This is a genomic window from Acidiferrimicrobium sp. IK (assembly GCF_025499425.1).
Taxonomy (GTDB): domain Bacteria; phylum Actinomycetota; class Acidimicrobiia; order Acidimicrobiales; family Palsa-688; genus Acidiferrimicrobium.
Window position 1 is genome coordinate 358471 of the sequence record NZ_JAIMCB010000003.1, and the last position, 13043, is coordinate 371513.

Annotated in this window: 13 protein-coding genes; 9 read left to right on the plus strand and 4 right to left on the minus strand. The window is 70.4% G+C overall.

Annotation, left to right across the window (positions count from 1 at the left end):
- Nucleotides 1-36 precede the first annotated feature (36 nt).
- Together K6U06_RS07295 and K6U06_RS07300 are read left to right on the plus strand one after the other, a co-directional pair.
- On the plus strand, nucleotides 37-1260 hold the full coding sequence (locus tag K6U06_RS07295; RefSeq protein ID WP_262321248.1) for an acyl-CoA dehydrogenase family protein: 1224 nt from the start codon (nucleotides 37-39) through the stop codon (nucleotides 1258-1260).
- Nucleotides 1261-1302: 42 nt separating this feature from the next.
- Nucleotides 1303-2412, plus strand: coding sequence for an NDMA-dependent alcohol dehydrogenase (locus K6U06_RS07300; RefSeq protein ID WP_262321249.1), 1110 nt, complete (start codon nucleotides 1303-1305; stop codon nucleotides 2410-2412).
- Between the two features lie 3 nt (nucleotides 2413-2415).
- Here K6U06_RS07300 and K6U06_RS07305 read toward each other — a convergent pair whose 3' ends face one another.
- Nucleotides 2416-3093, minus strand: coding sequence for a TetR family transcriptional regulator (locus tag K6U06_RS07305; protein ID WP_262321250.1), 678 nt, complete (start codon nucleotides 3091-3093; stop codon nucleotides 2416-2418).
- 114 nt (nucleotides 3094-3207) lie between these two features.
- On the opposite strand from K6U06_RS07305, the gene K6U06_RS07310 reads away from it, so the two are divergent.
- The 3 genes from K6U06_RS07310 to K6U06_RS07320 all read left to right on the plus strand — a co-directional run bounded on the left by K6U06_RS07310 (nucleotide 3208) and on the right by K6U06_RS07320 (nucleotide 6445).
- The gene (locus K6U06_RS07310) at nucleotides 3208-4389 is read left to right on the plus strand and encodes an acyl-CoA dehydrogenase family protein (RefSeq protein WP_262321251.1); all 1182 of its coding nucleotides are present in this window, start codon (nucleotides 3208-3210) and stop codon (nucleotides 4387-4389) included.
- Between the two features lie 41 nt (nucleotides 4390-4430).
- A complete protein-coding gene (locus K6U06_RS07315; protein ID WP_262321252.1) occupies nucleotides 4431-5564 on the plus strand; it encodes an acyl-CoA dehydrogenase family protein in 1134 nt (377 codons plus the stop codon).
- Between the two features lie 77 nt (nucleotides 5565-5641).
- Nucleotides 5642-6445, plus strand: a complete 804-nt coding sequence (locus tag K6U06_RS07320) for a crotonase/enoyl-CoA hydratase family protein (protein ID WP_262321253.1) — start codon at nucleotides 5642-5644, stop codon at nucleotides 6443-6445.
- A gap of 30 nt (nucleotides 6446-6475) precedes the next feature.
- On the opposite strand, the gene K6U06_RS07325 is transcribed toward K6U06_RS07320, so the two are convergent.
- The gene (locus K6U06_RS07325; RefSeq protein WP_262321254.1) at nucleotides 6476-7513 is read right to left on the minus strand and encodes an LLM class F420-dependent oxidoreductase; all 1038 of its coding nucleotides are present in this window, start codon (nucleotides 7511-7513) and stop codon (nucleotides 6476-6478) included.
- A gap of 79 nt (nucleotides 7514-7592) precedes the next feature.
- Here K6U06_RS07325 and K6U06_RS07330 point away from each other — a divergent pair, with 79 nt between their 5' ends.
- Genes K6U06_RS07330 through K6U06_RS07345 form a run of 4 tightly spaced genes read left to right on the plus strand, consistent with a single transcriptional unit; the run spans nucleotide 7593 to nucleotide 10793 of the window.
- Nucleotides 7593-8036: a Zn-ribbon domain-containing OB-fold protein gene (locus tag K6U06_RS07330; protein ID WP_262321255.1), complete on the plus strand. Its 444-nt coding sequence runs from the start codon at nucleotides 7593-7595 to the stop codon at nucleotides 8034-8036.
- The gene (locus tag K6U06_RS07335) at nucleotides 8033-8590 is read left to right on the plus strand and encodes a Zn-ribbon domain-containing OB-fold protein (protein WP_262321256.1); all 558 of its coding nucleotides are present in this window, start codon (nucleotides 8033-8035) and stop codon (nucleotides 8588-8590) included. Before K6U06_RS07330 ends, K6U06_RS07335 begins: the two co-directional genes overlap by 4 nt.
- A complete protein-coding gene (locus K6U06_RS07340) occupies nucleotides 8587-9648 on the plus strand; it encodes a lipid-transfer protein (protein WP_262321257.1) in 1062 nt (353 codons plus the stop codon). The genes K6U06_RS07335 and K6U06_RS07340 overlap by 4 nt, the downstream gene beginning before the upstream one ends.
- Entirely contained in the window at nucleotides 9645-10793 is a 1149-nt protein-coding gene (locus K6U06_RS07345) for a thiolase domain-containing protein (protein WP_262321258.1), read from the plus strand. Before K6U06_RS07340 ends, K6U06_RS07345 begins: the two co-directional genes overlap by 4 nt.
- Nucleotides 10794-10886: 93 nt before the next feature.
- Here K6U06_RS07345 and K6U06_RS07350 read toward each other — a convergent pair whose 3' ends face one another.
- A complete protein-coding gene (locus K6U06_RS07350; RefSeq protein WP_262321259.1) occupies nucleotides 10887-11762 on the minus strand; it encodes an amidohydrolase family protein in 876 nt (291 codons plus the stop codon).
- 34 nt (nucleotides 11763-11796) lie between these two features.
- Nucleotides 11797-13008: an amidohydrolase family protein gene (locus tag K6U06_RS07355; protein ID WP_262321260.1), complete on the minus strand. Its 1212-nt coding sequence runs from the start codon at nucleotides 13006-13008 to the stop codon at nucleotides 11797-11799.
- Nucleotides 13009-13043 lie beyond the last annotated feature (35 nt).

A 13043-nucleotide genomic window follows, 5' to 3' on the forward strand; every position in this document is an offset into this window, starting at 1 on the left:
CGCCGCCGCCGGCGCCGCTTGCTACGGTCCGCCGCGGTGGACCCGAGATACGACACCGGCGCCGAGGACTACCGACATCGGATCCGTGCGTTCCTCCACGATCACCTCCCGCCGGGATGGCAGGGGATCGGCGCGCTGGGCGCCGACGAGGCCGCCGCGTTCAGCGCCGAGTGGCGCAAAACCCTCCACGACCACGGGCTGCTGGCCGCGGCGTGGCCGAAGGAGTACGGGGGCGGTGGCATGACCGCGGTGGAGCAGGTGGTGCTGGTCGAGGAGCTGGTTCGCGCCGGCGCTCCGGGCGGCAACGCCAACGACGTGTTCAGCATCGGGATGGTGGGCAACACCCTCCTGGCGTGGGGAACCGAGGAGCAAAAGCGCCACTACCTGCCGCGGATCCTCTCCGGGGAGGACGTCTGGTGTCAGGGGTACTCCGAGCCCGGGTCGGGCTCGGACCTGGCCAGCCTCCGGTGCCGGGCCGAGCTCCACGACGGCGAGTGGATCATCAACGGGCAGAAGATCTGGACCTCCGCGGCCCACCTGGCCAACATGATCTTCGTGCTGGCCCGCACCGACGGGGAGCAGCGCCGGCACCGGGGGATCACCTTCCTGCTGGTCCCGCTCGACCAGCCGGGGGTGGAGATCCGCCCGATCCGCATGATGACCGGATCGTCGGACTTCAACGAGACGTTCTTCACCGACGCCCGCACGGCCGAGGGCAACGTCGTCGGCGCAGTGGGCGAGGGGTGGGCGGTGGCCATGACATTGCTCGGCTACGAGCGGGGCGAGGCCGCGGCCACCATGCCGATCGTGTTCCGAGACGAGCTGGACCGCCTCAGCGCGCTGGCCCGGGACCGCGGCGCCAACACCGATCCGGGGATCCGCCAACGCCTGGCCCGCAGCTACGCCAGGGTCGAGGTGATGCGGTACTTGGGTCTGCGGACCCTGACCGGCTTCCTCGCCGGCTCCGCCCCCGGGCCGGAGAGCTCGGTGTTCAAGGTGTTCTGGAGCGAGCACCATCAGGAGGTCACCGAGCTGGCGGTCGACATCCTCGGCCCCGACGCTCTGGTCCCCTCGGGCCGGTGGCCCGCCAACGCCTTCCAGAGTGACGACGTGGGAGCCCCCAACAGCTCGGCTTCGTGGGTGGGGACGTTCTTCAACGCCAGGGCCGGCACCATCTACGCCGGGACGTCGCAGATCCAGCGCAACATCATCGGCGAGATGGTCCTCGGCCTCCCCAAGGAGCCGGCCGCCCGATCCTGAAACAAATGATAACGCGTTGCCATCTAGGATATGGTTGGGGGCATGCAGACTGAGTGCGCGGTCCTGTGGGAGATGCACGAGGCGTGGACGGTCGAGCCCGTCGAGCTGGACCCGCCCCGAGCGGGGGAGGTCCTCGTACGGATGGTGGCATCGGGGATGTGCCACTCCGACGAGCACCTCCGCACCGGTGACCTGCCCGGGATCTACCCGATCATCGGCGGCCACGAAGGGGCCGGCGTCGTGGAGGAGGTGGGCCCCGGCGTCACGGTCGTCGCTCCCGGCGACCACGTCGTCTTCGGGTTCATCCCGGCCTGCGGGCAGTGCCCCTCCTGCGCCACCGGCCACAGCAACGTGTGTGACCTGGGGGCGTCGCTCATGGTCGGCCTCCAGCTGGACGGCACCTCCCGCCACCACGCCAGGGGACAGGACCTCTCGACGATGGTGTGCCTCGGCACGTTCGGGCGTCACACCGTGGTCAACCAGGCGTCGTGCGTCAAGATCCCCGAGGACATCCCGCTCGAGCTGGCCTGCCTGGTCGGCTGCGGGGTCACGACCGGATGGGGCTCCGCGGTCTACGCGGCTGGGGTGCAGCCCGGTGACAACGTGGCGGTCATCGGCGTCGGGGGCATCGGGGCCAACGCCATCCAGGGGGCCAGGCTGGCCGGCGCGGAGCGCATCTTTGCCATCGACCCGGTGGTCTTCAAGCAGGAGAGCGCGCCCCGCTTCGGCGCCACCCACACCGCGGCGTCGGTCGAGGAGGCCTTCGAGCTGATCCAGAAAGAGACCTGGGGTCGGATGTGCGACAAGGTCATCTGCACGATGGGCGTCGGGTCGGGCCAGCTCATGGCGTCGATCATGGCGCTGGCCGCGAAGCGGGGACGGGTGGTGGTAACCAACATCCACCCGGCTCTCGACAACGACGTCAACTTGAACCTGTGTGATCTCACGCTGATGGAGAAGCAGATCGTCGGCACGATCTTCGGCTCGGCCAACATCCGCTACGACATCCCCAAGCTCCTCGAGCTGTACCGCCAGGGTCAGCTCGACCTAGAGGGCCTGGTCACCACGACCTATCCCCTCGAGGACATCAACCGCGGCTACGAGGACATGCTCGCGGGAACCAACATCCGCGGGGTGCTGCGCTTCGAGTGAGCTTCACGCCGGGGCGGCCGGCGCCCGCCGAGCCCGGGGCTTGGCCTGCCGCGGGTCGAGCAGGAGGTGGCAGGCCCGCTCCAGGTCCTTGTAGACGTCGGCCATGGTGTAGCGGCCCGAGACCCAGTGCTGGAGCGAGGAGTTCCACACGTGGTCCAGGGTGATGCGGATGTCGGTGGCGGTAGCGGCGTCGACCTCGGTCATCGTCGACTCGAGGATACGCCCGAGCAGGTCGGAAGTCGCCCGGCGGTGATCCGCGGAGCGGGGGTCGTTGGAGTTGGCCGCGATGATGAACGCCTCTGCCAGGCGAGGGTCCCGCTCGAAGGCCCGGGTGGTCCGGCGGAAGAAGTCGTAGGCCCGCTCGGCCATGGTGGCGCCACGGAGCGGTCGGCGGTTCATCTGGGTCTCCACCTCCGACGTCCAGTACCCCCACGCCGCGGCGAGCAGCGCGTCCTTGGAGCTGAAGTAGCGGTACAGGGTGCCCAGGGAGATCCCTGCGTTGGCCGCCGTCTCGCGCATCTGGACCGCGTCGTAGCCGCCCTCGGCGGCCATCTTGATGGTGGTCTGCAGGATCCGCTCCCGGCGCTCGTTTTGCCGGGCCACCAGCCGGGGCCGGGCGGGGGCCGCTGGGGCGCTGGGCACCCCGGGCTGCTCCGGCGGGGTCTTGGGTCGTGCGGGCACGAACCCATTCTCGCAGACCGCGCCGCCGGCAGAGTCGACAAGTCGGTGCCGGCTGACTACATTCTCAGGTGAGAACGCGTTCCTAATCGCGTTCGTGATCTCGGGGAGGGCCTGGTGCGGATCGCGTACACCGACGAGCAGGAGGACCTCCGTCGCGAGTTGCAGTCGTACTTCGCCAAGCTGATGACCGATGAGGTCCGCGACGCCCTCTACTCGGGTACCGGCGACTACGGAGGCGGTGACCTCTACCGGTCACTGGTGCGCCAGATGGGACGCGACGGCTGGTTGGGGATCGGCTGGCCAGCCGAGTACGGAGGCCAGGACCGCTCGATGCTCGACCAGCTGATCTTCACCGACGAGGCCGCGAAGTTCGGGGCTCCCGTCCCGTTCCTCATGGTCAACTCGATCGCCCCGACGATCATGGAGCACGGCAGCGACGAGCAGCGCCGTTTCTTCCTGCCCCGCATTCTCGCCGGCGAGATCCACTTCTCGATCGGTTACTCCGAGCCCGACGCCGGCACCGACCTGGCCGCCCTGCGCACCCGGGCGGAGCGCGACGGCGAGGAATGGGTCATCAACGGGCAGAAGATGTGGACCAGCCTCATCCAGTGGGCCGACTACGTGTGGCTGGCGGCGAGGACCGATCCGGAGTTGCCCCGCCACAAGGGGCTGTCGCTGTTCGTGGTGCCCACTTCGGCGCCGGGGTTCAGCTGGACGCCGGTCCCGACCATCACCGGCACGACGACCAGCCAGACCTTCTACGACAACGTCCGGGTCCCCGCCGACGCTCTCATCGGTGAGCCCAACCGAGGGTGGGGGCTGGTGACCGGGCAGCTCAACCGGGAACGGGTGGCGCTCTGCTCGGCGGCGGGGCTCCAGCAATCCCTCGACGACGTCTTGCGCTGGGCCCGGGCCGCCCGGCTCCCAGACGGCCGGCGGGTCGTCGACCAGGAATGGGTCCGGCTCAACCTGGCCCGGGTCCACGCCAAAGTCGAGTTCCTCAAGCTCATCAACTGGAAGGTGGCGTGGGGCATCGACAAGGGGGTCAGCCCGGCCGACGCGTCGGCGACGAAGGTGTTCGGCACCGAGCTGTCCACCGAGGCCTACCGGCTGCTCATGGAGTGCATCGGCGACGACGCCTGCGTGGAGGCCGGGTCCCCCGGCGCGGTGCTTCGGGGTCGCATCGAGCGGTCGCATCGCTCCGCGCTGATCTTGACCTTCGGTGGGGGCACCAACGAGATCCAACGGGACATCATCGCGATGGTCGGCCTCGGCCTTCCCCGGGCTCCCCGCTAGCGCGCCCCAACGACCGGGATATCAGGGAGGGAGCACTCCACATGGACTTCGAGCTATCCGAGGACCAGCACACGCTGGTCGAACTGACCAGGCGGATCCTGCGGGACAAGGTCACCGACGAGGCCACGCGGGCTGCCGACGCCGAAGCGGACCGTTTCGATCGGGGCCTGTGGGCCGCGCTGGCCGACGCCGGCGTGATCGGCATAGCGCTGCCCGAAGCGGTCGGCGGCGGCGGCCTCGGCGTCATCGAGCAGACCCTGGTCCTCGAGGAGATGGGCCGAGCCCTGGCTCCGGTCCCTGTCCTGGCGTCGATCGTGATGGGCGCGGCCCCGGTGGCCCGCTTCGCCACGCCCGCGCAGCGCGAACGGTGGTTGCCCGGCGCCATCGACGGCACCTGCGTGCTGACGGCGGCGTTCGGCGAGGCCGGCCGCGGCGCCGGCGGCGGGATGCGCACCGACGCCCGCCGCGACGGGACAGGATGGCGGCTGACGGGAGCCAAGACCGCGGTGCCGGCCCTCCCGATCGCCGACGCGGTCGTCGTCCCCGCCGCGGTGGACGGCGGCGTGGCGGTGTTCTTGGTGGCGACCGACGCGCCCGGCGTCGGGGTCGAACGCCAGCGCTCGACGGGCGGCTGGAGTACCGGTGCGCTGACCCTCGACGGCGTGCGCCTCGAAGCCGACGCGGTGCTGGGCGGCGTCGAGCACGGCGCCGCAACCCGCCAGTGGATCCTGCAACGGGCGGTGCTCGGAGTGTGCGCCCACCAGCTGGGAGTCCTCGAGCAGGCGTTGGCGGCCACCGCCGAGTACGCCACCGGGCGGGTGCAGTTCGAACGGCCGATCGCCACCTTCCAGGCCGTCGGGCACCGGCTGGCCGACTGCTACATCGACGTCGAGGCCGCCCGGCTCACTCTGTGGCAGGCCGCCTGGCGGCTCAGCGAGGGCCTCGACGCCGGCGTGGAGGTGGGCGTGGCCAAGTACTGGGCGGCCGAGGCCGGCCACCGGGTGGGACACGCCGCGGTGCACATCCACGGCGGGATGGGAGTAGCGCAGAGCCACTCGCTGCACCGGTACTTCCTCGCGGCCAAGGCCAACGAGTTCCTGCTCGGCGGGGCCACCGAACACCTTCTCGGCGTGGGCGACGCTCTCGCCGCCAGCGACGCGCCGGCCGCCGGATAGCCCGCCCGCCTCGACCCCGCCCGCCTCGACCCCGATCCTGGACCCGAATTGATCCCGACCCCAAAGAGGAACCCGGCATGAGCCAACCCCACCTCCTGACCGAACGCGTCGGGGCCACCCTCGTCGTGACGATGAACCGGCCCGACGCCCGCAACGCGCTCTCCTCCGAGATGCTCGCCCTGCTCGGCGAGGCGTGGGACGAGGTCGACGCCAACCCGGCCATCCGCGTCGCGGTGCTGACCGGTGCCGGCGGCGCCTTTTGCGCCGGCGCCGACTTGAAGGCGATGACCGCCAAGCACCCGGGGGACTCTTTCGCCGCCGGCGATCAGGCGACCCGCGGCATCGCGGATGGGGTCATCAAGCCGCTGCTCAAGGGCTACCGGCTGCGCAAACCGCTGATCGCCGCGGTCGAGGGCGCCGCGGTGGCCGGCGGCACCGAGATCCTGCAGGCCACCGACATACGGGTGGCGGGGGAGAGCGCCCGCTTCGGGGTGTCAGAGGTGAGGTGGTCGCTGTTCCCCCTCGGCGGGTCCACCGTCCGGCTCCGGCGGCAGATCCCCTACACCCTGGCCGCCGACGTGCTGCTCACCGGACGCCACCTGACCGCCCGCGAAGCGCTGGCGATGGGCCTGATCGGGTACGTGGTCCCCGACGGCGGGGCCTTGGGCAGGGCGATGGAGATCGCCGAGGTAGTAGCCGCCAACGGCCCGGTCGCCGTGCAGGCGGTGCTCAAGGCCCTGCGCGAGACCGAAGGGCTCCCCGAGGACGAGGCGATGCGCGTCGAGAGCCGGATCGGCATGGAGGTGTTCATGAGCGAGGACGCCAAAGAGGGGCCGCGAGCGTTCGCCGAGAAGCGGGCCCCGGTCTTCCAGGGTCGCTGAGCTCTCCCGGCGCTCCCGCGCCGGGAGAGCTCAGCCGAGGACCGCGGCGGCGATCCGGCGAAGGTCGTCCACCGAGGTGGCGCCGACCACCAGCATCGTCACGCCGGCGTCCTCCCACATCGCCAGCTCGTCGCGGATGCGCGCCTCGGTCCCCACCAGGGAGATGTCGGCCGCCAGCTGGCGGGGGACCGCGGCGATCGCCTCGTCCCTGCGGCCCTGCAAGAACAGGTCCTGGACCACGTCGGCCTCCCGCTCGTAGCCCATCCGGGCGAACACGTCCTTGTGGAAGTTGACCTCCTTGGCTCCCATTCCTCCGATGTAGAAACCGAGCACCGGGCGCATCGCGTCGAGCGCGCCGTCGCGGTCGTCGGTGACCACCACCGAGCAGTTGGCCGCGATCTCGAAGTGATCGGCCGTCGAGCGGGCCGTGGGCCTGGCGAAGCCCTCGGCCAGCCAGGAACGGTACAGCGGGGCGGCCTTCGGCGAGTAGTAGATCGGGAGCCATCCGTCGGCGATCTCCGCGGCCAGCGCGACGTTCTTCGGTCCCTCGGCGCCGAGCAGGATCGGCAGGTCGGCGCGGCGGGGATGGGTGATCGGCCGCAACGACTTGCCCAACCCGAGCGACCCTTCCCCCCGGTAGGGCAGCGGGTAGTGGGGGCCGGGGCTGGTGACCGGAGCGGCCCTTGCCAGCACCTGACGGACGACGCCGACGTACTCCCTGGTGCGGGCCAGCGGCTTGGCGAAGGGCTGCCCGTACCAGCCCTCGACCACCTGCGGGCCTGACACCCCGAGGCCGAGCACCATCCGGCCGCCGGAGAGATGGTCGAGGGTGAGGGCGTGCATCGCCGTAGAGGCCGGCGTCCGGGCCGCGATCTGGGCGATGGCGGTACCCAGCTTTATCCGCGACGTCGCCGACCCCCACCACGCCAGCGGACCGAAGGCGTCAGACCCCCAAGACTCCGCGGCGAACACGGTGTCAAACCCGAGGGCCTCGGCCGCGGCCACCAGCGATCCGACCCCCTCGGGGGGCGACGCATGCCAGTAACCGAGCTGCAAACCGAGCTTCATCGCGTGTCCTCCCCGACTGCGGTCGGTCCCACCATAGGCCATCCTTGCCGAGAGAAATAGAATGTGTTCTACTCAAGGGGTGACTGAGCCCAGAGCGAGCGAGTCCACCCTCGAGTTCCCGTACATGCGGACGACCGGCCCGGTGATCGGCCCGTTCCTGCGGGCCTTGGCGCAGCGAAAGATTCTCGGCGTCAGGGACCGGCAGGGGCGCGTCGTGGTGCCGCCGGTCGAGTACGACCCGCAAACCGGCGAGGCGTTGGGCGAGGAGATGGTCGAGGTCGGCCCCGAGGGGACTGTCGAGGCGTGGACGTGGGTGGCCGAGCCGCTGGAGAAGCACCCCTTGGACCGTCCGTTCGCGTTCGCCTTGGTCCGGCCCGACGGCGCCGACACCGCGATGGTCCACGCCGTCGACGCCGGCGACGTCGCGGTGATGACCACCGGGATGCGGGTGGCGGCCCGCTTCAGCGAGGAGCCGGCGGGGCGCATCACCGACCTCGCGGCGTGGGAACCGGTGCGGTCGTGAGCGGCGCCGGAGCCAGCGCGGTGACCAAGGAGGACCTGGTGATGAACCATCTGGTCCGCCTGTCGTACCGGGAGGAGCTCTCCCCCAACCTGGACCGGTTCGTCGACGGGCTGCTCGAGGGCAAGCTGGTCGGTCAGCGGTGCCCGTCATGCGCGCGGATGTACGTTCCCTCCAAGGGGTACTGCCCGCTGTGCGTCGTGGCCATGGACGAGTCGGAGGCCGTCGAGGTCGCCCAGGTCGGTACCGTCACCGCCTTCACCGTCATCACGCCGGTGCCGTACTACGGCCAGCAGCAAGTCGATCCGTTCGTCTACGCGTCGGTGCTGCTCGACGGGGTCGACACGCCGATCACCGGGCAGGACATCACCGGGATCCCCCACGAGCAGGTCCGCTCGGGGCTGAGGGTCCGGGCGGTGTGGAAGCCGGTCGAGGAGCGCGACGTCAGCCACATCTCCAACCGGGGATGGGGTGGCCTGGACTCGGTGATCTCGTCGTTCGAGGCCACCGGTGAGCCCGACGCCAGCGAAGACAGCTACGAGGAGTACGCACTGTGACCGTCACCGATATCGCCGTCGTCGGAGTCGCCCAGAGCGCCTCCGTGCGCCGCAGCCGGCTGTCGGAGGCGCAGATACTGGTGCCGACGATCGCCGCCGCCATCGAGCAGGCCGGCATCGACCGCCGGGAGGTCGGCTTCACCTGCTCCGGCAGCTGCGACTACCTGACCGGCGGCCCGTTCGCGTTCGTGTCCAACCTGGAAGCGGCCGGGGCGTGGCCACCCATCGCCGAGTCCCACGTGGAAGCCGACGGGGCCTTCGCCCTCTACGAGGCCTGGGTCCGCCTGCAAGAAGGCGACATCGACGTCGCCCTGGCGTTCGGGTCGGGCAAGTCGTCGCCGTCGCAGCCCTCCGAGGTGTGGGCGCAGCAGCTCGACCCGTACTTCCTTGCGCCGCTCGGGCTCGACCCGCCCTCCCTGGCCGGGCTGCAGGCACGGGCGGTGCTCGACGCCGGCCTGGCCACCGAGCGGGACTTCGCGGAGGTGGTGGCCCGCAGCCGTCGCAACGCGGCGGGCAACCCTCACGCCCAGCTGCGCACCCCCGTAGACGTCGAGGCGCTCCTCTCGCAGCCCTACGTCCGCGACCCGCTGCGCCGCCACGACCTCCCCCCGATCTCCGACGGCGCGGCGGCGGTGGTCCTGGCCCGGGGGGACCGGGCGAGGCAGCTGTGCGAACGGCCGGCGTGGATCAAGGGCTTCGACCATCGAGTGGAGGAGCATCTCCCCGGCCTGCGGGACCTGACCCGCTCGGCGTCGACCAGCCTGGCCGCGGCCAAAGCCGGTTACGACGGCGGCCCGCTCGACGTCGCCGAGGTGTCGGCGACCTTCTCGCCTCAGGAGGGGATCTTGGTGCGGGCACTGGGCCTGGACGGGGACGTGGCGGTCAACCCCTCCGGCGGTCCGCTGGCCGCCAACCCGGTGATGGCCGTCGGGCTGGTCCGCATCATCGAGGCGGCGACGAGGATCATGGACGGACAGGCGCAGCGGGCCCTGGCCCACGTCACGGCGGGGCCGCTGCTGCAACAAAACTTGGTGTGCTACATGGAGGGCGAGCAGTGAAGCAGCCGGTCGCAGTCGTCGGGGTCGGCCAGACCCATTTCAAGAAGCGTCGGGACGACGTCTCGATCGCCGGGCTGATCCGCGAGGCGATCGACCGGGCGCTCCTCGACGCCCAGATGGAGCTTTCGGACATCGACGCGGTGGTCATCGGCAAAGCCCCGGACGCCTTCGAGGGCATCGTGATGCCGGAGCTTTACCTCGCCGGCGCCCTCGGGGCCGCCGGCAAGCCCCTCCTCCGGGTCCACACCGCCGGCTCGGTGGGCGGCTCGACGGTGATCGTGGCCGCCCACCAGGTGATCACGGGCATCCACTCCCGGGTGCTGGCCGTCGCGTGGGAGAAGCAGTCGGAGGGCAACGCCCAGTGGGGCCTGGCCGGCGGCCGGTCGCGAGGGATCGGCGCCGGCGGGGCGTTCGCTCCGTGGATGCGTGCCTACATCCACGACACGAAGGCGCCGGAGCACATCGGCTGGCAGGTCGCGGTCAAGGACCGCCGGGTGGCCGCCAAGAACCCTTACGCCCACCTGAAGATGCCGGACCTGACCATCGAGGAGGTCAGCGAGTCCCCGATGCTGTGGGACCCCATCCGCTTCCACGAGTCCTGCCCGTCGTCGGACGGCGCCTGCGCGCTGGTCATCGCCGACGAGCGCGTCGCGGGGTCGCAGTCGCGCACGCCGGCGTGGATCCACGGCTTGTCGGTGCGCAGCGAGCTGGCCCAGTTCCCCGGTCGCAACCCGGTCCGGGTCCGGGCCGGGGTCGAGTGCGCCCACGACGTCTACGACCAGGCCGGGATCACCGACCCCCGCCGGGAGATCGACATGGCGGAGCTGTACGTGCCGTTCAGCTGGTACGAGCCGATGTGGCTGGAGGGCCATGACATCGCCGGTCACGGCGAGGGCTGGCGGATGGTCGACACCGGCGAGACCGAACTGGGAGGCGCCTTCCCGGTCAACCCGTCCGGCGGGGTGCTCTCCACCAACGCCATCGGCGCCTCGGGGGCGGTGCGCTTCGCCGAGGCTGCGCTGCAGGTGCGGGGCCTCGCCGGCGAGCACCAGGTGGAGGGCGCCCGCACCGCGCTGGCCCAGGCGTACGGGGGTGCCGCCCAGTACTTCGCCATGGGCGTGTTCCGATCCACCCCTCCGGAGTAAGGCCTCGCGCTCCGGCGTGGGCGCTCCGGCTCCGCGGTGAAGTGTCCCCAGGGGCAGGGGCTCCGGAGTGGAGCCCGCGCCCCGAGTGGACCCTCAGGCCAGGCCCAGGACCCGCTCGGCGTTGTGCCGGAGGAACTTCGGCCACACGCTGTCGTGGAGCGGGACGGAGGGCAGTTCCCCGGCGATGCGCTCCAAGGACAGCCCCATCGGGAAGTACCCCGCGTAGAGGACCTTGTCCGCTCCCCGCGAGTTGGCGAAGTCCACCACGGCCTTCGGGTAGTACCGGGGCGCGAAGGCGCTGGTCGAGTAGTACAGGTTGGGCCACTTGAGCATCAACTTGACGATCAGATCGGTCCACGGCTCGCAACCGTGCCGGGTGACAAACACCAGCTCCGGGAAGTCGAAGCACACCTCGTCGATCAACTCGACGTGCTGGGGAGCGAACCGGAGACGGGGTCCCGGCACTCCGGCGCAGCAGAAGATCGGCAACCCGAGCTCGACGCACTTGGCGTAGATCGGGTACATGGTCTTGTCGTTGATCGCCACCTGGGGGAAGGTTCCCGCCGGGAAGGCCGTGACGGCCCGGATGCCGTGGGTCTCGTAGGCCCGGACGATGGCCCGTACTCCGTCCATCCCCGCGTTGGGGTCGCACGCGACGGAGCCGATGAAACGGTCCGGGTGTTTGGCCAGCGCCCGCTCGCCGGTGTCGTCGACGCCGCCCAGGCCGATCAGGCCCCGCTCCACGCCCCAGCGGTCCATCTCCCGCAGCGTGGTGTCCACGGGGTCCGGCGCGTTGCGCAGGGCCTTCTCGGGGACGTCTTTGAACATGTACTCGGCGGGGAACTCGAACTCCTCGCGCGACTGACGGTCTTTGGTCTGCTTGGTGATGAAGGCGTAGGTCTCGGCCATGTCGGCGTGAGGAAAGCCGATCATCGTGTCGATGATGCCGATGCCTTGCGGGAAGGCCATGATGGTCGTCAGCTCCAGTCCGGCGCCTGAGGGCTCAAGCGACCGTCGACAGCTCGGCGGCGGCCTTCAACAAAGCCTCGTTGGGGTCGGCGGGGAGGCGGTCGAGGGGCCGGGCCAGCTCCTCGTGGGTGGGACCGTGGACCGCGGCCAGCGGCGCCAGGGCGTCGAGGTCGAAGTCGTAGAGGCGAGCCGCATTTTCGCCGAGCACGGCGCGCAGCAGCTTCTCGGGGCGTCCAGGCAGCACCTGGCGCAGGTGCTCCCGGCTGAAGGGGTAGGTCCCCTCGTCGTGCGGGTAGTCCGAGCCCCACATGACCCGGTCATTGCCGATCCGCTCGAACGCCGCGACGTCGCTCGGCGTCGGCTGGGACACCCCCATCCACACGTTGCGGGCGAAGTAGCCGCTGGCGTCGAGGCTGAAGTTGAAGTCGTCCCCGAAACGCAACTCGCCGATCCGGCCGGTGGTGCGGACCTGCTCGATCGTGCGGTCGAGGCCGTCGAGCAGGGCCGGCACCCACGCGCAGCCGCTCTCGGTGACCGCCAGGCGCAGCCGGGGGAAGCGCTCGAAGATCCCGCTCAAAATGAACTGCACCAGCGGCCGCTGGGAGTAGAACGGCACCTCGCTGATGTAGAGCAGCATCGACGACGGATAAGCCCCGTAGTCGGGCACGCCGGTGCCGCCGTGCACGTTGATCGGCACCTCCAGGTCCTGGATCACCGCCCACAGCCGGTCGTACACCGGGTCGTAGAGCGGGGGCACCCACTTCGCGTCGGGAGGGATGTTCGGAAGCAGCAAGCCTCCTCGCAGGCCGTGCTCCTTGATGAAGTGGACGTCTTCGATGGCGTCGTCGATGTCGTTCAGGAAGATCTGGCCGATGCCGGCACGCCGTTCGGGGAAGTCGTGGCAGAAATCGACCAGCCACCGGTTGTGGGCCCGGATCCCGGCCAGGCGGTGCCGGTACTCGTCGGGCTTGGGCGGCGCCGCGAAGAGGACGAACGTCGGGAAGAAGGGAGGCACGGTGTTCGGGAAGATGACCTCGCCGACGATGCCGTCCTCGAGCTGCTGGGAGTTGCGCATGTCGTTGTCCCAGTTGCGGTACCGCCGGGTGTCACCGAGGTCCTTGAACGGGTTGCGGTACTTGTCCCGCCAGGCGTCGAAGTCGTCGCGAAGCGCCGGCTCGAGGTATTCCCGGTACGCCGAGTGGCTTCCGCCGGCGTGGCTGTCCGCGGTGATGACGGTGTAACGCACGTCCCCATCATACGAGAACGTGTTCTCGTATGCAA

Excerpts from the sequence above, each read along its gene's own strand:
- K6U06_RS07300 (WP_262321249.1), top strand. The coding sequence starts at position 1,303 with ATGCAGACTGAGTGCGCGGTCCTGTGGGAGATGCACGAGGCGTGGACG.
- K6U06_RS07315 (WP_262321252.1), top strand. The coding sequence starts at position 4,431 with ATGGACTTCGAGCTATCCGAGGACCAGCACACGCTGGTCGAACTGACC.
- K6U06_RS07320 (WP_262321253.1), top strand. The coding sequence starts at position 5,642 with ATGAGCCAACCCCACCTCCTGACCGAACGCGTCGGGGCCACCCTCGTC.
- K6U06_RS07325 (WP_262321254.1), bottom strand. The coding sequence starts at position 7,513 with ATGAAGCTCGGTTTGCAGCTCGGTTACTGGCATGCGTCGCCCCCCGAG.
- K6U06_RS07350 (WP_262321259.1), bottom strand. The coding sequence starts at position 11,762 with ATGGCCTTCCCGCAAGGCATCGGCATCATCGACACGATGATCGGCTTT.